The organism is Candidatus Kuenenia sp. (genome assembly GCF_039794105.1).
GTDB lineage: Bacteria > Planctomycetota > Brocadiia > Brocadiales > Brocadiaceae > Kuenenia.
Window position 1 is genome coordinate 58808 of sequence record NZ_JBDIWA010000010.1, and the last position, 19918, is coordinate 78725.

Sequence of the window (19918 nt, forward strand, 5' to 3'; positions counted from 1 at the left end):
TTGACTATAGAAGAATAAGGGCTTCTGCTGGCGCTTTTGCCACATTTTGCATCCTTGCTGACATAGAAGGCAAAGCCGCAAACCCGAAAGAGTTGAACCGTGAAGAACATGAAGGCCGCGAAAAAAACCAGCAAAAAATAAGTTTTTACCGTGTAATACTATAGCAGCGGCGATTCATGAATTGCCGCTACATTACAGGCTTTAATTTTTTTAACATTACATTATCCATTGGGACTTTAGGAGTTTATATCATGAAAAGTAAATACCTTTTTGTTGTAACAATTATTTCGGCGCTGTTTTTTTCTTTTGTGTGCCAGGTATCTTTTGCAAAGGAGCTTGCACATAATCAGGAAGCTGCAAAACAACTTGAATTGCTAAGAAAAAACCTGAGCGGGTTAACGGAAATGAAATTAAAAGATGCTGAAAATTTCTACAAAGATTTCCTTAAGGATTTAAAAAAACTGGAAAAAAAATACGAGGGAACCTGGGAGGGTCTGGAAGCAACCTTTTTTATAGGCAATGTGTACAACATGACGAGGAATTTTGATGAAGCGGTAAAATGCTTTGATGTTGTATTGAATCAGGAAGGGGTCGACAAAAATTTTCAGGCGCGAACGCTTTATTTTAAAATACAGGCCCTTCTGGGCAAGGGTGACGTTGTAAATGCAAAAAAAACTATTGAGGCATTAAAAGAAATAGAACCAAGGGCTGCCGCCAGTTTTAAAGGAGACTTAAGCAATACTACGCAAATGGGCGTGGAAGCCCCAACGTTCAACGTAAAGGATGTAAATGGAAAGACTGTTAACCTGGCGGACTACAAGGGTGAGGTTGTCCTCTTGTTTTTCTGGGCGACATGGGCAGAACCATGCATCCAGGAATTTCCGAAGATCATGAGAATGTACACCAATTTGGGAAGTCAGGGGGTGAAATTCATAGGAATAAGCCTGGATAATGATCTTGAAAACCTTATAAGTTTTATGCAACATGAACGGTTTGATTGGCCGCAGATATTTGACGGAGAACAATTTAAAGGCGAGCTGGCCCAACTTTATAATGTGCAGAATTTACCCTTGATATATGTATTAGACAGGAAGAGCAAGGTACGCTATATTGGAAATGAAATTCGTGGAATAACGATGACTGTTGCATCAATTCTTTCCGAAACCGAATCTGAGGATATACCTTCATTCAGGTAGGAGCGATAAGAGATTTTACTCTGTGGAAGGAAGCATACCGGGGTGCATCCCGCTTTTATAAAAGAGCGGGATGCACCCCTTTTTAGTTGCAGCAAATGCTTCGCCCCTACACTATGAGGCAAGCATCGCTATTATTGGAATTTTCCAAAAAACGAAGGTGTTCTGAAGATTATGGAAAACCCTCTATGCCAAGTTGCTTGCTGAATTGTATTACCAGAAGTAAAACGCCAAATACAATAATCGCAATTATTAATACCCAGTCTTTTTCCTTCTTTTTTATCTCGCCGGATTTTCCAGGGAAGACGACGGCAGATGCTTCTTTTATCGATTTCTTCACTTCAACTGCTGGCGGTGTATAAACCGTCTGAAGCGGTGTTTGCCCCGATTGTTGTTGAGACATTAGCCGTTCTTCTTCCTTACCAGCAATGTGTTGCAGAGGAGTTTTTTTGCCCTTCTGAGGCCTTGTTTTTTTATGGAGGTTTTCAGAAGAGGGAGTATATCCGGTTTTGGGCGCTCTTTCACCGACCTCTTCGTGAGAAGAAGTCAAAAATTCGCCGCAAAAACGGCACTTAATTGCTTCGTCCTTAATTTCTTCTGCACAAAAAGGGCATTGTTTCATAGTTTATATCCTTATTATAGTCAAGCGTTTCCCTTGTCGCTACTTCTCGGTTTAGAAAAATAAATGCATAGCGCCGCGGCAACACATAACCAAATTTGAATTACCACTACATAATATACTGCGCCCTTTACCAGTCTTGCAAAATAAGATTTTTCCGTTGCTCCGTCACTTCTACGGAAAGGGTTTTTAATCAAAAATGAAGCGGTGGACTTTAATTTTCTAATGAAACCCTTCAGGGTAGGATCGTCGCCTTTGTAAGATTTTTTATATTTGGCGGTATAATCCGTATCGAGATGGGGTTTATATTTCTGTTCAACCAGCGGACTTTGTGGTCTTAAAGGCCTTGTTTCCGGTACAACCGGCGGTGGTTCTGGCGGCATAACAACAACAGGCTGTGGTGGCGCCTCTTTTTGAGGTTTCACAGGCACTACAGCCACGGGTTCCGGTTGTTTTTTCGGCTCCGTTTTTGCGGCTTCAGCCACAGGTTCTTTTTCTGCCGGCTTGGATTCCGTCACACGTGATTCCGGTGATTTAGTTGTCTCTGAAGGGGTTGTTTTTTCCGGCGCTGGCCTTGCCGCTTGTTTTGTTTCTGCCGGTTCTGACGGTTTCTCTTCCTGTTCTTTCACAGGTTCCTTTTGAGCGGGGGGTGCTGGTCTTACCACCTGCGGTGAACCACCCGACATTGACTGCATACGCTCTTCTATCAGTTTGCGGTATTTGAGGAGTTCCTGTTCGGCTTTTTCACTCATGCCCAGTTTTTTATATGCCAGCCAGAGCCGTTGATATGCCTCCACATAATTAGGTTTGATTTCCGTCACCTTCGTAAATGCTTCAACGGCTTTTTGGAATTTTTCCTGGCGGAAGTATATGCTTCCCCTTCCAAAATGGGCCTCGGGGTGATTGGGATTCAAAGTTGTTACCTTTTCCAGCAACACCAGAGACTCATCCAGTTTCCCCAGCTTGTACAGATTGTACGCATCCAGGTAAAATTTGTTTGCTTCGCTATTTGCGTCGGCAAATACAGAAGGCATAGTAAAAATGCCAACCAATATGAATATGGGAAATAGTCTTAAATAGTTCTTCATAAAAAAAATGTTAACACTTTTACAAAAACTATACAAATTAAATTTTATTCGCTTCCTTTCAATTTTTCATAAGAACCTAAAGCCTTTTGTGCTTCTTCCTCCATGCCCTTTTTCTTGTAGACCTTATACATTTCCTGATAAATAGTTATAAGGTCGGGTTTCATCGTTAGCGCAATTTTCAATTCCTGCAGAGATTCATCGGGCAGGTCTTTTTTGTTGTATATCATGCCCAACGCGGCATGCGCCTCTGCAATGTTTGGATTATTACGCAATGTCTCTTTCAATAAATGAATAGCGTCATCGTATTTCCCCTGCTGCACATATTCTCCAGCCATTTGCAGGTACGATAATGAATGGTGTTGGCGCTTCAAATATATATAAAAGCCAACAGAAGTTAGCAGCACGACAAATGCCGCGCATAGAATCATAATGAGCATTTTTTGTTTCATAAATATTATTCGGTGTATCCTTCCTTTTTCCTAATGTCCTTTCTGAAAACGAGCATATTCTCCCTTTAGTGAAAATATCATCCTTTCTATAAAGGTTCATTTCAATGCCCGGCAAAATATTCAGGCAAGGCGTATGCCCAGTTCTTTTAATTGTTGCGGGTCTGCTTCAGAAGGGGCCTCCGTCATGGGACAGGTAGCTTTCTGTGTTTTTGGAAATGCGATTACTTCCCGGATATCGTCAAGGTGCAACAGCAATGCAATCATGCGGTCAACTCCCAATGCAATTCCGCCATGGGGCGGCGCTCCGAATTTTAACGCATCCAGCAGAAATCCAAATTTCTGATATGCATCGTTATCGTTTATCCCCAACAGGCGAAACACCCTTTTCTGTATTTCAGGGGAATGAATACGGATACTGCCTCCTCCAAGCTCCACGCCATTCAGCACTAGATCGTATGCCCTTGCCCTGACTTCTAAGGGTTTTTCCTCCAACAAAGGGATATCTTCAGACCGGGGCGAGGTAAACGGGTGATGTAGGGCCACGTAACGCTTCGCATCTTCATTATATTCGAACAGCGGGAAATCAACAATCCATACAAAATTAAATACCTCTGCATTGATAAGATTGTTTTTATGACCAAGATGCGTCCGGAGATGCGCAAGGGATTGGGATACGACCTTTTCCTTATCCGCAACAAACAGGAGCAAATCACCGGCTTTAGCATTCATGTGCTGCTGAATTTTTTGCAATATTTCCGGAGGAAAAAATTTAGTTATAGATGAAACCAGACCTGTCTCTTCCACTTTGAACCAGGCCAGCCCCCTGGCGCCAAACTGGCTAACAAATTCCGTTAATGCATCTATATCTTTTCTCGAATAATGCCCGCATCCTGCCGCGTTTATCGCCCGCACCTGCCCGCCGGAGTTAATTGTCTCTAAAAAAACCTTAAAGTTTGACTCTTTTACAATATGAGAAACATCCTGTATCTTCATACCGAATCGTAAATCAGGGGCGTCGCATCCATAGGACGTCATGGACTCCTGATACGATAATCTGGGGAACGGCAAGTTGACCGGTTTCCCCACAACCTTTTCAAAAATTGTAGCAATCAGCCCTTCGATAACCTGTATAATATCATCCTCATCCACAAAAGACATTTCCATATCGATTTGGGTAAACTCCGGTTGCCGTTGTGCGCGGAGATCTTCGTCCCGGAAACACCGGACGATTTGAAAATAGCGGTCAAACCCTGAAACCATGAGCACCTGCTTAAAGAGTTGCGGAGATTGCGGTAAAGCATATACCTTGCCATGATTCACCCTGCTGGGAACCAGATAGTCCCTGGCGCCCTCCGGGGTACTCTTTGTCAGTACCGGCGTCTCAATATCAATAAAACCCAGCGTGTTAAAATATTCACGCATCGTCTGGCACACCTTATGGCGGAAAATTAAATGCCTTTGCATTTCTGAACGTCTCAGGTCAAGATAGCGATATTTCAGCCTTAATTCTAATGAAACGTTGGAATTGTCAATGATTTCAAATGGCGGCGTTTCGGATTTGTTAAAAATTTCAAGCTCATCGGCGAGCACCTCTATCTCGCCGGTAGCTAAATCCGGATTGACGGTTCCGGCGGGCCTGGCAGCAACCTTTCCTTTTATTGCGATAACGTATTCAGATCTTAATTGATGTGCAAGTTCACATAATTTATTTGCCGTGTCAGGATTAAAAACCACCTGGGTAATTCCCTCTCTGTCCCTGAGATCGATAAAAATTACTCCCCCGTGGTCCCTAACGCTATCTACCCATCCCATCAAAACTACCGTTGAATCGACCTCTTTTAAGCGCAACTGTCCACACGTACACGTTCGCTTTAATTTAGACATGTGTTTACTGCCTCCTGTGGATTACAAATTTCCCATTTAAAATGGTCCGAAAAAAAATAATGTGTCTTTATTGCAAGGAAGATTTAGGGCGGGATTTTTGTTGTGAAGAGAGGGTTGAAATACCGTTGATCTTTATCTAAAAATTCCTTTTTGCTGTATAGCTTATTCTGCTATTCTTTAACTAAGGACTTGAGACTAAATTGCGATTGCCGGTTTATCGTTTTTGAAGGAACCAATTGAGTATCTCATCCTGTCTTACGATAACCTCTTCGCCCGTTTCCATTATTTTTACCTTCACATTGCCCCTTTCCAATTCATCAGGCCCCAGCACCAGAACGTATTTCACCCCCAGTTTATTTGCAACACGCATTTGTGCCTTCGGACTCCTCCCTTCATAATCCAAATCCGCGGAAATACCGGATTTTCTCAAAAGATTGAGCAGGTAAAAGCAATGTTTTTTGATCTCCTTGTCGATAGAAACGATATAAACCGTTGGCGCAGGCTCGTTAATTTCCGGATAAACAGATTGGGTTTTTTTGTTTAATAAATTTTGCATCGCCAGAATAGTCGCCTCCATTCCTATCGCAAACCCGACAGCGCCAATGGAAGGCCCTCCCATATCGGCTATCAGATTGTCGTACCTCCCGCCGGCGCAGATTGCATCGCGGGCGCCTAATGAAGAATGGGTAATTTCGAAAACCGTTTTCGTATAGTAATCCAGCCCTCTCACAAGATGCGCATCCGCAATATAAGGGATGCCTATTCCCACCAGGGCTTCCCTTACGCTATTTGCATGAATACGGCATTCTTCGCAGAGATAGTCATTCACGGGCGGCAGTTGATGTGTTACTTCCTTGCATTTTTCATTTTTGCAATCAAGTATACGAAACACATTCCTGTGAAGCCGTGATTGGCAAAGTTCGCACAATGCGGTCTCACGCTCGCAGAGGATGTCCTTTATGATATTTCTGAATACCGGCCTGCATTCATTACAGCCTATTGAATTGATCTTCACATTGTAACCTTTCAACCCGATACGATCAAAAATCCTCACTGCAACACCAATCGTTTCCACGTCGAGTAATGGGTCGTTTGCGCCAACTGCCTCTATCCCCATTTGGTGAAACTGGCGAAGTCTGCCTGCCTGAGGGCGTTCTTTCCTGAATTGCGGGCCGATGTAATAGTATTTTTGAAATTTTTTTGTTTTGTGCATTTCATATTCCAGATACGCCCGCATAACAGGCGCGGTATTTTCAGGACGCAATGTTATGCTCGAATCTTCACTGTCTGAAAAGGTATACATCTCTTTTTCCACAATATCAGTCGCCTCGCCTATGCTTCTTACAAAGAGACGCGTGTCTTCAAAAACCGGGGTACGGATTTCATAGTATCCGCATAATTCGAACTCCTGCCGTCCAGCCTCCTCCAGTTTCTTCCACAAAGCCCAGTTACCTGGCAAAACATCTTCAGTGCCTCTGGGGGCTTTAAATACATATCCTGATTTCTTATCGGTTTCTACGTTCATGTTTCATTCTCAACGTTTATAAATTTTCGTAAATATTGTTACTTCTCAATAAATTGGCAACACTCTAGCTTTTTGAAAACACTCAATAAAATTAAGGTTTTTGGTGTTTACAAAAAGAAAGGTATATACATGATTATTAAACACACACCCTAAATCCTCTCTCTCTTAGAGGAGACTTCTTATCTCCCCTCTAAAAAAGGGGGGCGGGGGAGTGTAAATTTTTAGAAAACCTTATTTGTTTGATTATATGTTTAAGGTATGAACACGGATGTTTCATTTTACTTTGCGATTGTAAAAATGCAAGCGAAAGCTTGCCTTGTTCACTTTAGCGGGCATTCGTCGGTATTGAATATAGCGTTTGATCAAATCAACGTTTTAAATGCTATGCAAATTAGAGTTGGACAAAATACGGAAAATTCTAGTTTTCTGGTCGAATCCCGGGAGAAATACATTCGCGGGTTCAGGTTTGTAACCTGAACCAAACATTTTATACTTTCAATCCAGCCTTCTATTAGGAGAACAAATGACAAATAAATTCAAGATTCCATACAGGGATTTTGTGATTTGGGCATTGGAATTTTGCCGTAGTACATTGCTCCATTATACGCATAAACTCATAGGTTCAGGTTGCAAACCTTAACCCGCCGGGATTTCATCCCTTCGGGATTATTGGAATTTTTCAAAGAACTAAAGTGTTACAAAAATTCTAGTTTTATGGTCGAATCCCTAGAGAAATATTTTCATTCATTTTTACCCACCCACAACCCCTTCCTCAAGAGGGGAATTTGATAAGTCCCATACTCAAGATGTTTAGCCACTTTTTCTACCATTTCATGGTTTGCCGGTGTTCTTCTATTATATCTATGGCTGGTTCGGGGATTTTCACACCTTCTCCGGTTTCGGTTTCCGGCCTTATTTTTTCCTGTGTATCGAACTGCATCTCAAAGAGCTTTTTGTATAGTCCATTATTCGCAAGAAGTTCCTGATGAAGGCCTGTCTCAACGATCCTTCCATTCTCCAAAACAACAATCATGTCTGCGTGAAGAATCGTTGATAATCTGTGGGCGATAACGAAGGTTGTCCTGTTTTTTACCAACCGGTAGATGGCATTCTGGATGAGCTGTTCCGTTTCCGTATCTACGGAGGAAGTTGCTTCGTCCAGAATCAGTATTCTGGGATTTGCAAGGATGGCCCGCGCGATTGCGATGCGTTGTTTCTGTCCCCCTGAAAGTTTTACCCCACGCTCTCCTATAATGGAATCGTAGCCATTCGGGAGCTGCATGATAAAGTCATGCGCGTTTGCGGCTTTCGCAGCATATTCAACGTCTCTGTCTGACGCGTCCGATCTTGCGTAAGCGATGTTTGTTCTTACCGTGTCGTTAAAAAGAAAGGTTTCCTGAAGCACCATCGCCATTTGTTTTCGCAGAGAATGCAGGGTGACGTTTTTTATATTATACCCGTCAATAAATATGTCCCCCTTTACCGGGTCATAAAACCGTGGCAGCAGTTTGGTCAGCGTGGTCTTTCCGCTCCCGCTCGGCCCTACAAAGGCAATCATCTGGCCAGGGCATGCAGTTATATTAATGTCCGTTAACACCTCTTTGTCATTCCCGTACATAAAGTGTACATGTTTGAATTCCACAAATCCCTGTACCACCGGCAATGGCCGGGCATTCGGAGCGTCTTGCAGTTCTACGGGTGTATCAAGCGCCTCGAAAACACGTTCGGTTGATGCAATGGCGCGCTGCACCTGATTATAAAACCGCGTCAGCCCGGTAATAGGACCATACATCATTTGCAGGTAGGGAAAGAAAATAACAAACGTTCCTGCAGAAAGCTGCCCCTGCAGCACCTTGTATCCTCCCAGACAGATAACAGCCACTGCGCCGGTTTCCGTTATGAAATCAACCGCCGGCCGCAGGGTATTCACAAGCCTCAGAATCCGGACGTGAAGAAAGTAGTTCTCGTAGTTTTTGTGTTTAAAACGTTCCAGTTCTTCCGTCTCTTTCGCGAAACCCGCTATAACACGAATGCCGGATATATTGTCCTGAATAAGTGCGTTGAGATCGCCGGTCTTTTCCCGTAACATGCGGAAAATCCTTCTGATTCTTTTCCCGAAATTATAGGTGCAGAGCGAAATAAAAGGGCATACAAACAAAACAATGCAGGTAAGATGCCAATCCAGTTTCATGCAAAAATAAATAATCCAGAAGAATTTGAACATATCGGTAATGAACGTAATCACCGGACCCACAATCGCCTGTTCCAGCGAATTCACATCGTTCATAATTCTGCTCATAATGTCGCCGGTTTTGTGATTTTCGAAATAACTCAGGGGGAATTGCTGGATATGGCCGTAAAGCTGATTCCGCATGTCATACACAAGCCGTTGCCCAAGCTCTGAGGTAATATACCCATGCGCCAGTGATATACAACTGCTTATTGCGTGCAACACGAGAAAACCCGAAGCAAGGAAGACGAGCGTAACCATAATGGCATTATGTTCCGGAAACCAATGGTTATGAATATATCCTGACGTTTTCAGCAACGGTTTTGCTATGGGAATGGAATATTTCTTTTTAAGAACCGGTTCATCGCCAGGCGTGTTTGCATTTTGTGTGGGTAGAGACAACGCATGCGTTGTCTCTACATTCCTATTCGCATGGCGGTCTGCCATTCTTATTTCGTCAACCGCTATTCCCAATATTTGAATAGGCAGCACGGCAACAAAAGCGCTGATTATTGAAAGCAGCAGAATGACAATCACCCGCCGCCAATATGGCTTCAGGTAGCATAACAATCTTACGTATGTGCCTTTTGAATGGAAATCTTTTTTCATAGACAGCTATTATAAGCAAAAAATATCTTTTTGCGTAACACTTTAGTTTTTTGGAAATTGCCATACATATTTTCGCGCAACATGGGTGGCACGGACAAACTTTGTTTTGTCCGTGTGGGGATTGGATACAGGCTCAGTTCAATATTCAATGTTCAATGCACATGAGCGGCAATTTGAGAATTGAATATTGAACATTTTGTAACACTTCTTATTCGTACCTGAGCGCTTCGATAGGATTCAGCCTTGACGCCTTTCTTGCGGGATAGTATCCAAAAAAGATACCTACTATATTGGAGAAGAGAAATGCTATTGCCACTGGCAATGGGGTGAGCATCGAAGGCCATCCACCGTAGAGTGAAATAGCCTTTGAAAAGACAATGCCGGAGATTACGCCAATAATCCCGCCGATGGAACTCAATACTGTCGCCTCTATCAGAAATTGAAGAAGGATATCCCTTTCCTTTGCCCCCACCGCCATCCTGATGCCTATTTCCCTCGTTCTTTCGGTGGTGGATACCAGCATGATATTCATTATCCCGATACCTCCCACAACTAAAGAAACAGACGCGATGCTCCCCAGCAATATGGTCATTGTGCGGCTGGTTTCCGTCATTGTGGATGCATATTCGACCTGGCTGATAATCCGGAAGTCATCCTCATCCCCGGCCCGCAGCCGGTGGCGCTCGCGCAACAAATCGGTAATCTGCCCGATAGCCCTGAAACGTCCCGTCGCGGTATACGAAGAAGCAAGGATAGCGCTGACATGGGTAACGCCCATAATCTTTCTCTGAACGGTGGTATACGGCATAAGCACGGTATCGTCCTGGTCTGTGCCCATCGGAGACTGCCCTTTTGCCTTTAATACACCAATTACTTTGAACGGGATATTGTTAATACGTATCCACCTGCCAACCGGGTCGAGAGACCCGAATAAATTCCCGACAACCGTTTGCCCCAATACGCATACCTTTGCCATTATCTTGACGTCCTGCGATCTGATAAACCTGCCTGCCTCCAGCTCCCAGTTCCGTATAATCTGATAATCCGGGTGAATGCCTACAATGCTTGTTGACCAGTTTTGGTTTCCATATACCACCTGGGAAGCCGTTCGTAAATTTGCCGATACATGGCTTACCTCCCGGCATTCCTTCGCTATTGCCGCTACGTCATCCGCAGTGAGGGTAATTGTGCCTTCCGTTCCCCTGGCGGCGGTGTGAGAAGTGCTGACAGGGATAATAATGAGTACGTTTGTGCCCAGGCTTTCTATTTGTTTCTCAATCAAATCCTTCGCACCCTGTCCGATACCTACCATGACAATTACCGCCCCTACCCCGATAACAATACCAAGTATTGTAAGTGAGGAGCGTAATTTATTCCTTAATATGGCGCGTAACGCTATTTTTAACAAAGGCGGCATGCCGCAAAAAACCTTTCATTAAATTGCTCTTCGTATTAAAACATAGGGAATTTCGCCATTAAATACATAGTGCGGCAAAGCCGTGACCAAAGAGAGTTTAACTACCTTGTCATTGCGAGGTTGCTTCGGAAAAGACCCTCGCAATGACAAGCTTGGACACCTTGTAATGACATGCTTTTGTCAATGCTAACTGTCCCCGGTTTGTCATTGCGAGGGCTTTTTCCGAAGCAACCTCGCAGTAAACACGCTCTTAACCACGTAGCAGCCCTTCGGAGTGAGAGATAAAGCCAGAGTGAAAGTCTCACTTTCACTTTTGACTTGAGTGGTTAATCTTCTTTTATTGTTACGGGTATTTTTTTCTTCAGATTGTTCGATTTAAACATAATTTTTGCTTTGCCGCTCTTGTTGGCGGTTATTGCAAAAACAGCCTCTCCGTTTGCATCCGTAGTTTCTTTCCTGGATGACAGGTTTAATAACCGCTTGCCCTTTGTCACCTTTGCTTTAATACTAGCGCCTTCGACAAGGCAGTTGTCATTTCCTGTGATTTTTACATATACTTCCTTGCCTTCTCCAACAAATAATGAAATTTTATCAGGTAAAACTTGCATGGAATCAGCCTTGCACCCTTCTTTTGGCGTTGGCGTTGGCGTTGGCGTTTGTGTAAGTGTAGGCGTAGGCGTAGTTTTTGGAGTAGGGCTGGCAGGTATGTCTGGGGTAAGAGTTGGAGTTGGAGTTGGAGTTGTATCGTTACTGCTGTAAGAAAACAATCCGATTGCCGTACCTGCCAGAATATCGTCAAATATCAATACGTTAACATCTTCATGTGAATCGCTGCAGGACGAGCCAAAAATAGTCCATGTAACGCCGCCGTCAGCGGTTTCATAAATACAATTACCCACTGCAGCATACGCATTACTTGCATCGGAAGGGTTTACCGTAACAGAGGTGAAATCAGTGGATGTTGCGGAAGAAGGGGTTACCGTTTGCCATGTCCATGTAGAACTGCCCGAAGGTTTTTCTCCCTTGTAAACGTCCCCTTTTGTTGCAATATAAACTGTTACATCCCCGGAGATGGTAGTTCCGTCTATGGACGTAACAATTTCATTATCAATATTTGTTCCGGTATTTGGCTTCCAGAAACTATTGGTTGAGCATACGGAAAGCCTCCAGCGAAGGCCTGTTTCCGCACTGTTTTCCCCGCCGACGCCAGCCCAGATTTCACTGTCAGTTACCCAAAGTGTATTTACCGGAAAATCAATAGTTGCGCCTGTGCTGTTTATGGTATCGGCAGTCCAGGTAGCACCGTCATCGTCACTATAAAATATTCCCCCGTTTGCTCCGGTTTCCCAGTTTGTGCCTGCAATGTATATCCTGTTGCAGACGGAAGGCACAAAACCAATTGCGGTAATATTTGAATGATCAGGGCGGGTAGAACCAAACTCGCCGGTATGATCTTCTGCCTGGAATACCTTTGCCCATGCCGGTGAAGTGGATGTGCCTGTTGTTGTCACATAAACCCTTCCCGCATTATTACCTACGAATACTATTGAGGGGTCATTTGGATTTATGGTTACTTCCGTTACCGGAGGCCCGTCAGTCTCAGGAAACATAGGAAAAATCCAGTCTGAAGAACTTGCTGTTGATGAGGCATCTGTGGGGTCGAAATTGACAGCCCTGCCGACGCCACTTTTTGAGGCAATCCATAGTTCTTTATGGGTGGAAGAGTATTCATAGAAATCGATATCATTTAAGACAACCCCTTCTATTCCATTGTTATTTCCAACTTCCGAGACGGCTGTCCATGTGCCGGAATTATAATTAAGTTCTCCAATAGCCCAGTCAGTTGCCATGTAAATGTTGGTTGTATCATTGGGATTAATATCTAATGCCCCATCATTAACATGGGTATCAACGGTATATGAACCAACCGTTGAGGAAAGGATAGGCGCATGAGACCATGAACTTGATGCACCGTCCAATACAGAAGCGCTGATAAAGACACGGCTGTTATTAAATTTAATATATTGAGGGAATCCTCCCGGAAAATTATCAGCGCCGGAACTTTCAAAATCCCATGAAGAAGTCCAGGGGGAGTCCCCTGTTGTTGTCTTATAAACCTGGGGGTTTGCTGAACCGCCTGCGATGAAAATAGTGTTAACGTCTGTAGGGTCTACGCCGATTATTTCAACCTCAACGGAACCTGAACCTGATGCAGGGCTTGCTGGCAGTGTAAGCGCTGTTGCAATTAAAGGCGAACCGTCCAATTTGTATGGCGTTACAACGCTGCCGCCGGTTCTTACCATAACAAAAATAGTATCCGCATCATAGACAGAAAGAGAGGTGATCTCAGAACCGGAGCCAAAAGAATACAGCAAGGTAAACGGATTGCCGGTTCCACCGGTATTTCTGTAAACATCTCCCTGATAAGTGCCGGCGTATAACCCTGAACTATGAGCAGTCAGCACACCCGGAGCAGGAATAGTGGTTGATATATTTCCCCAGCTTCCATAACTGCCACCGCTGTCGCTTGCATATATTTGTGAGGCGCCGGTACTGTCGCTGATGATCGCATAAATATCATTTTCATAGCCGGAGACAAGGTTTGCTTCAATCTCTGAACACTTGCCGGTGATATCGGGATAAGTGACCGCTTCCCATGAAGAAGAAGTACTCGTATTCCATTTGTATACCCCTTTGATGCTATCAATACCAATAAGAATTTCCGTTGTGCCTGAATTATCATATGATGTAATATCCTGTACCTGAGCGCCATATATGCCCAGGTTTACTTTTTCCACGCCGGCAGCAAAGGCAAAATGGGTCCATATAATTAAGGTAAATAAAAAAGAAACTCCTAACATAGACATACATTTTTTCATATTTTTTTCCCTTCCTTATTTTTGTGAATAATCACATAAAAACTCGTTATAGAATAAAGCACATGGCAGAGATTGTAACGAGTAATGCAGAAAAGTATATGATATACGTCACATTTACACCCAAAAAAACTAAATTGTTACGAATAATTGGGTTTGTATTTTCTTCTCGTCAATGGCCTTTACTTTGATGTGACGCGGAGCGTAGGAACGAGAAGGTGTAAAAACTCCCGGCGGGTTCAGGTTTGCAACCGAACGGTTACAAACCTGAACCCGCGAATGTAGTTTCCAGTGCCAGTACGTTCCCAAGTAGCGGTAAGGCATGCCTTGCCGCACTACACATCATGCCCATTATTGATTCTGCATTGACTGCAAATGCACGGCGTTCAGCTTAGGCCGCTGCGTTTTCTTATCCACCAATCAAAGGACACGATTGATATAATAATCACAAAAACGTACCCTTTGTCCCAGAGCGAAATTTGCTTTTTTCCGACAAGTTTCGTAATGGGCGGATTCTCTATGGAAATTTTTCCCCTGATATCCTTTTGGGGCAAACTGAAATATTTTCCCCCGGAAACCTCCGCCAATTTCATAAGCAATTCCCTTTGGATCGAAGTATCCTTAAATTCTTTATCCGCTTTCATAATATTAAACACGGTATGTTCTTGTCCGATCTCCCCGCTTTCATTTTTTGCAATTGTTTTGATAATATAAAACCCTTCCTCTTCGTATTTAAAATTAAAGGAATATTGTCCGTCGCTCCCGGTCATTCCTTTGTTAACGAAAATGTTTTTGCCGGTAAATTCGTTTGTGACGTCTATCTCCAATTGCACCCCCTCCCATGGCTGGTAGCTTTTTTCCAAAACCTTTATATTTACTTGTACTTCTTCCTGCGGAAGGAATGTGTCCTTGTTTATCGTTATGTGGATTGGATTGAACAGGGGGTCTTTGATAAGCCATTTGATGGTATTTTGCCAGAATTTCATATAATGCCGGTTGCTGCCCCCTCTTCCCACTGAGAGAAAATTCCATCGCCAAAGGGAATCGGTGGTAATGGCCATGCATCTTCCCTGTCCGGCATCGCGAACAGCAATGAGCGGAGGCTCTCCCTGTGATGGATATGTTGCCAATACTACAGCGTCAGTCTTTGGTTGTGTCGTAATGTTACAGCCATCAAGTTCCGGGAGATTTTTCCAGATGGAGAGGTTTCTGTCGTTGTTTATATCAAGGGTTGTCACGGGATGTAGTTGCCCGTTTTCTGTAAGAGTTGCACGTAATCCGGTTGTTTCCGTAATGTCTTTACCGGACGTAAGGTAAACCGGCAGAATTTCTTCTATAGAGGTGCCGTCATACCCCCCCTGTGTAAAAGACAAGTCCCCCCCAATCATGAGAAAGCCGCCGCCGTGTTCCTTTACGAAGGTTTCAATGTTGCTTAGATAGTAAGAAAACCGGTAGATCGGGGAATCGTAAGGGCGGTAGTCAAAGTTTTGAAATATCACCAGGTCGAAACTGTTAAGTACCTCGGTGAAAAGTTCATCCACGGGAAAGGGAATAAGGCTGAGTTCGTCATTGCTTGCATTGGAGATATCATTCGGCGTTCTCAGGATAAAAAAGGAAACAAGGTCGATGTTGGGGTCGTTCTTCAGCGCTTGCCGCAAAAAACGTTCATCCCATGAGGGCCTTCCGCAAACATGCATTACCCTGATCTTGTCCCGTACTATCTTAACGAGAAAGCTTACCTGATTGTTTTCCGTAATTGCCTCCTTCGGCTGAACGGGAATCGATACGGTATAAAGAAAGGTTCCTGTTTTGTAGGGAGTAAAAGAGAGGGTGACGTTGTATTCACCTTCTTCATCGGCAGTGATGACCTTTGTGGAGATGATGTCGTTCCCTTCTTTAAGCGTAACGGGGAGTTTCAGGTTGTTGTATCCCATCACCTTTATCGTGGTGTCTACCTTCCATGGATTTCGCGCAAAAGTAAATGTATTGTAGGAAATGCTGCTTAAGGCAACATCTCTTGCATCCATATTCTCTGCGGGTGCAAAAGTAAAAAAAGGAGTGGAAAATTCTCTTGCAATGCCTGAAATAACCTCCGAGGCATTTACATTCGCCGGGCGTTCCACCGTGTCTTTCCCGTCGGAAAAAAGGAAAAACGCCTTCACGTTATCGTCTTTGTAACGTTGCTGTAAATATTTAAGGGTTTGCGCAAAATCGGTATCTTCTCCATCTGGCTTAATGCCGGCCTTTATATCTTTATAAGAGGTTTCCGTTGGGATATCGGAAAAAGCGAAGAAATTTACGTCAAAAGAACTTTGCAGTTCCTTGAAAAAGGCATCATTATCCGTAAAAAAATTATCAAGCAACTGTGATCGGGTAACCGTAGTATCTCCGCATTTAAGAGACATGCTTTTCGAAGCGTCGAGAAGGCAAACCACCTTGTTTTTCAGCTTCAAAACCTCTTTTTGCTCCAGGTGTGGTTGAAAAAGGAGAAGGACGATCAGCAAGGTTCCTGCCAGCCGTAAAGAAAATAAGAGTATGCGTCGGGAAACAGGCCGGATATTTTTGATGCTCGACCATGAAAAAAAGAGAATCGCGATTGCGATGATAAATACAATCGCACGGAGGCCAAAACCTTCAAGCCCTGTAAAAGTGAGGTTCCATTGAGTAACATTTTCCATGCGTGTTATTATACTATCAATTCTCTTTTATTGTAAAATGTTTTCGATGAAAAAGAGATTTGCCGTAACACTTTAGCCTTTTGAAACCGGAAGTTGTCATTTGTAGTGCGATGAGGTTCGTCGCACTACATGAATTTTTCGCGCTCGTTCCCAAGCGCCTGTTTGGGAACGTAATGGCGCTGGAAACTACATTCGCGGGTTCAGGTTTGTAACCTGAACCAAACGTTTTATACTTTCAATCCAGCTTTTTATTAGGAGAACAAATGACAAATAAATTCCAGATTCCAAACAGGGATTTTGTGATTTGGGCATTGGAATTTTGCCGTAGTACATTGCCCCATTATACGCATAAACTCATGGGTTCAGGTTGCAACCCAATGTCATTAAGTTAAGAATTATTGTAACACTTTGGTTTTTAAAAAAAACGTGTTACCGATAAGCTCCGTCGGAGCAACCTGTTTGTAGATAGGATACCATAACAGATATTAGCTCCATCAGGAGTGGCCTGTCTTCCTGTCAATCATATACAGGCCGCTCCTACGGAGATATTTACCTGTTGAATTTTATTGCGCTACAAACAGACCGCCCCTAAGGGGGCTACATTGTTTTTTATGTCCCCCTTGTATTTTTCAAATAACTAAGGTATTAAGAATTATTTTATTAAAAACAACCCCCTTTTTCTTCCTTTATTAAGGGGGACTTTTGCGGCCGTTTGCTTAACTTAATGACATTGGGTTGCAACCTGAACCCTGGGTTTTATCGTGATAATAGCGCTCTGTGCAAGCGATGGCGAAATCAACCATATAAAACATGTGGTTCGGGTTAAAAACCAGAACCCGCAAAAGGGGGCAATAGTTTTTACAGCAGGTTGAATTTTTTCAGGATACCGGCGACTTTTTCATCGGTCTTGCTGAGGGTTCTGAATGCATCTATGAGAGTGTGCAGTTTGTTGTGGTTTGCCGCGATGTCGTCCTCTATCCTCTTAACCTTATCTTCAAAGGGGCGTATCATGGTGCGCCTGTCCCACAGGGCAAAAACCATATCGTACCGCCGCACAACGCCGCAAATGCGCCAAAGATGCCAAGCATAATATGTACCAACCGGCCAAACTGTTTGTCTATTCTGTCAAACTGAGCATCTATCCTGCCAAACTGGGTATCTACCCGGTCAAACTGGATATCTATCCGGTCAAACTGTTTATTCATGTCCTCACGGAGTTGTCTTGTTGCATTCGCATTTGCCCTGATTTCTGCCCGTAGTGTGTTTTGCCCTTCTTCAAGCCGTGTAAGCCTTTCCACGATTTCCCGGTCGCTGATGTGCGGTGCGGTCTCTATGGCAAATGTTTGGCTATTACAGACAATAAGAGCGGACGCTATGAATGGAATGATAATGGACAAATTCTTCATAAACAGCAGCTTAAATTTGACATGCAGTTTTGTCAAGAAAATTAGTCATTAGTCATGCATGGCAGGCTTTGCCTGTGACAATGACAGGCTAGCGAGGGGACGAGAGACTACGGACGATGGAAGAGGGCGCTCTTTCGTCTCCTGGCTATACCAACTTAGGATTTCACAACACAAGGTATAGGATGATATTTGTCATTAGGTATGCGGGTATGAGCGGCCATACGAATATAATAACGAATGTGGTGTCTGTACAAAATAAACCATAGCACACATCCAGAGCAAAGAGGATAAGGCAGACAGTTGGGAAGAGTAAGAAGAGTGTTATTATTATGTAAAAAAGTATGGGGTGAGGATGATAAAGCAATATTTGAGAAAGATACGTATTGCATGCGTAAAACAGGAGTAACGCAAAAGAAAATATTTTAGTTTTCGCAAAAAAATAGCTCGCGGCCGCTATGATGAACAAGAAAAACGCTATTATGAATAACCCGCTTATTGGCACTCGTATTTCTCTTTGTATGTTTATTAAGCAGTCGACAATCTACAATCGGCAGTCAGAAGTCTACAGTCTACAGTCTACAGTCGGCAAATTGCTGATTGAGGATTGAGGATTGCAGACGGGAGACTGGAGGTCAGTAATTTCTTTGTATTTTTTGGCAAAATATTTAATGCTGAAATCCGAAGTCCTCAATACTCACGCAAAATTACGAAAGGGGAACCCCGGATTACATAGATTTTTCAGGCAGGATGGAGAGCCGGTTTCTCCCCCTCATATCGCAGCCGCTAAGCGGTCGCGCCGTAAGCAACGCCAAAATTTTCCTATTGTCATCCTGCAATTATGCAACACCTTAGTTTTTTGAAAAACGTATTACCTATAAGCTCCGTAGGAGCAGCCTGTTTGTAGCAAAATAGGATATTATAACAGATCGTAGAGACAGGTTTGAAACCTGTCTCTACAATTAGGAGCGACCTGTCTCTTGTAAATCCATATAAACAGGTATACCTGAATACGGACAGGCCGCTACTACGGAGCTATTTACCCTATTGAATTTTATTGCGCTACAAACAGACCGCCCCTAACGGGGCTACATGGTATTTTTTCTATCCCGTGAATTTTTCAAAAAGCTAAAATGTTACGACAAATATTGACGTGATGTTATGACTATGATGGTAATTTGTTTTTTTGTCCGGGACATAGCACAAAAATATTCTATATACTGCCGGTGTGGATTGTTCGGCATAAACCTCAAAAACCTTTTCTCCTTTCGGTCCTTTCAAGGTGGTAAACTCATGGGTTTACAAGCCCGGATGCCTTGGATTTTGAGACAGAAACTGAATGGCCTTTTTTACCGCCTTGTATCTCTTGAAAAATCCCTTGTCGGTTTTGAGTTTGTCGAGTTGCCCTTGCGTCTGGTAGGTTAAGAATATTTCAAACAAGGGATGTTCCTATAGGTAGTCAAGATTGAGTTTTGAGATTTTTCCTTCCGATACCTCTTTTAAACATTTTTGGACGCCTTCAAAGGCTTCGCTATTTTGATAGAGCCATACCTCTGATGATGGAATATTCTTTAACACTTCTCCCAGCCTGCTAAGTTATTCAATATCAATTATTGCAGCCACCTTGTAACCCTCACTATCGATGATATATTGCCTGACTTTGATAAGACCGGTTTCCTGCTTTATGGTTGTAGTCATAATACATTCTCCTAACAAAAACACATATAAACACAGGGGTTGGAGGGGCACGCAGTTCCCTCATAAGTCGGCAGTCGGCAAATTGCAGATTGAGGACTGTAGATTGTAGACTGGAAACTGGGGATTTGAAAAATGGTGGGCGATATAGGACTCGAACCTATAACCCCTTGCTTGTAAGGCAAGTGCTCTAGCCGATTGAGCTAATCGCCCCCTGGTCTTCGATATTTCTGTACAGCCCGCGAATTTTCA

13 protein-coding genes and 1 tRNA gene are annotated in these 19918 nt (G+C 43.4%); 1 reads left to right on the top strand and 13 read right to left on the bottom strand.

All coding sequences use genetic code 11. The features are described 5' to 3' along the window. The first annotated feature begins 251 nt into the window (after window positions 1-251). Window positions 252-1196 carry a TlpA disulfide reductase family protein gene (locus ABJL82_RS07275; RefSeq protein ID WP_347274071.1) on the top strand — a complete coding sequence of 315 codons (945 nt, stop codon included), beginning with the start codon at window positions 252-254 and terminating at the stop codon, window positions 1194-1196. A 169-nt stretch (window positions 1197-1365) separates the two neighbouring features. Here ABJL82_RS07275 and ABJL82_RS07280 read toward each other — a convergent pair whose 3' ends face one another. From ABJL82_RS07280 to ABJL82_RS07340, 13 genes are all read right to left on the bottom strand, one after another. Beyond that, complete coding sequence (locus ABJL82_RS07280) at window positions 1366-1815, bottom strand: hypothetical protein (RefSeq protein ID WP_347274072.1); 450 nt, start codon at window positions 1813-1815, stop codon at window positions 1366-1368. Between the two features lie 20 nt (window positions 1816-1835). Beyond that, entirely contained in the window at window positions 1836-2900 is a 1065-nt protein-coding gene (locus ABJL82_RS07285) for a tetratricopeptide repeat protein (protein WP_347274073.1), read from the bottom strand. 44 nt (window positions 2901-2944) lie between these two features. Further along, on the bottom strand, window positions 2945-3349 hold the full coding sequence (locus ABJL82_RS07290; RefSeq protein ID WP_347274074.1) for a tetratricopeptide repeat protein: 405 nt from the start codon (window positions 3347-3349) through the stop codon (window positions 2945-2947). 120 nt (window positions 3350-3469) lie between these two features. Continuing rightward, the gene (aspS, locus tag ABJL82_RS07295; RefSeq protein ID WP_347274075.1) at window positions 3470-5233 is read right to left on the bottom strand and encodes an aspartate--tRNA ligase; all 1764 of its coding nucleotides are present in this window, start codon (window positions 5231-5233) and stop codon (window positions 3470-3472) included. 214 nt (window positions 5234-5447) lie between these two features. Beyond that, complete coding sequence (gene hisS, locus ABJL82_RS07300; RefSeq protein ID WP_347274076.1) at window positions 5448-6758, bottom strand: histidine--tRNA ligase; 1311 nt, start codon at window positions 6756-6758, stop codon at window positions 5448-5450. A gap of 823 nt (window positions 6759-7581) precedes the next feature. Next, a complete protein-coding gene (locus ABJL82_RS07305) occupies window positions 7582-9597 on the bottom strand; it encodes an ABC transporter ATP-binding protein (protein ID WP_347274077.1) in 2016 nt (671 codons plus the stop codon). Window positions 9598-9805: 208 nt separating this feature from the next. After that, on the bottom strand, window positions 9806-11014 hold the full coding sequence (locus ABJL82_RS07310) for an ABC transporter permease (RefSeq protein ID WP_347274078.1): 1209 nt from the start codon (window positions 11012-11014) through the stop codon (window positions 9806-9808). 326 nt (window positions 11015-11340) lie between these two features. After that, window positions 11341-13893 (bottom strand): hypothetical protein, encoded by a 2553-nt coding sequence (locus ABJL82_RS07315; RefSeq protein ID WP_347274079.1) that lies wholly within the window; start codon window positions 13891-13893, stop codon window positions 11341-11343. A gap of 383 nt (window positions 13894-14276) precedes the next feature. Continuing rightward, window positions 14277-16568 carry a glutamine amidotransferase gene (locus tag ABJL82_RS07320; RefSeq protein WP_347274080.1) on the bottom strand — a complete coding sequence of 764 codons (2292 nt, stop codon included), beginning with the start codon at window positions 16566-16568 and terminating at the stop codon, window positions 14277-14279. A gap of 858 nt (window positions 16569-17426) precedes the next feature. Next, a complete protein-coding gene (locus tag ABJL82_RS07325; RefSeq protein ID WP_347274081.1) occupies window positions 17427-17579 on the bottom strand; it encodes a hypothetical protein in 153 nt (50 codons plus the stop codon). Next, the gene (locus ABJL82_RS07330; protein WP_347274082.1) at window positions 17576-17974 is read right to left on the bottom strand and encodes a hypothetical protein; all 399 of its coding nucleotides are present in this window, start codon (window positions 17972-17974) and stop codon (window positions 17576-17578) included. The genes ABJL82_RS07325 and ABJL82_RS07330 overlap by 4 nt, the downstream gene beginning before the upstream one ends. 1446 nt (window positions 17975-19420) lie before the next feature. Beyond that, window positions 19421-19549 (bottom strand): hypothetical protein, encoded by a 129-nt coding sequence (locus ABJL82_RS07335; RefSeq protein ID WP_347274083.1) that lies wholly within the window; start codon window positions 19547-19549, stop codon window positions 19421-19423. Between the two features lie 253 nt (window positions 19550-19802). Then, window positions 19803-19879: transfer RNA gene (locus tag ABJL82_RS07340), tRNA-Val, on the bottom strand. Window positions 19880-19918: the final 39 nt, after the last annotated feature.

Coding starts and splice junctions, on each gene's coding strand:
- hisS (WP_347274076.1), bottom strand. CDS start 6,758: ATGAACGTAGAAACCGATAAGAAATCAGGATATGTATTTAAAGCCCCC.
- ABJL82_RS07330 (WP_347274082.1), bottom strand. CDS start 17,974: ATGAAGAATTTGTCCATTATCATTCCATTCATAGCGTCCGCTCTTATT.
- ABJL82_RS07310 (WP_347274078.1), bottom strand. CDS start 11,014: ATGCCGCCTTTGTTAAAAATAGCGTTACGCGCCATATTAAGGAATAAA.
- ABJL82_RS07315 (WP_347274079.1), bottom strand. CDS start 13,893: ATGAAAAAATGTATGTCTATGTTAGGAGTTTCTTTTTTATTTACCTTA.
- ABJL82_RS07320 (WP_347274080.1), bottom strand. CDS start 16,568: ATGGAAAATGTTACTCAATGGAACCTCACTTTTACAGGGCTTGAAGGT.
- ABJL82_RS07275 (WP_347274071.1), top strand. CDS start 252: ATGAAAAGTAAATACCTTTTTGTTGTAACAATTATTTCGGCGCTGTTT.
- ABJL82_RS07290 (WP_347274074.1), bottom strand. CDS start 3,349: ATGAAACAAAAAATGCTCATTATGATTCTATGCGCGGCATTTGTCGTG.
- ABJL82_RS07305 (WP_347274077.1), bottom strand. CDS start 9,597: ATGAAAAAAGATTTCCATTCAAAAGGCACATACGTAAGATTGTTATGC.
- aspS (WP_347274075.1), bottom strand. CDS start 5,233: ATGTCTAAATTAAAGCGAACGTGTACGTGTGGACAGTTGCGCTTAAAA.
- ABJL82_RS07280 (WP_347274072.1), bottom strand. CDS start 1,815: ATGAAACAATGCCCTTTTTGTGCAGAAGAAATTAAGGACGAAGCAATT.
- ABJL82_RS07325 (WP_347274081.1), bottom strand. CDS start 17,579: ATGATACGCCCCTTTGAAGATAAGGTTAAGAGGATAGAGGACGACATC.
- ABJL82_RS07285 (WP_347274073.1), bottom strand. CDS start 2,900: ATGAAGAACTATTTAAGACTATTTCCCATATTCATATTGGTTGGCATT.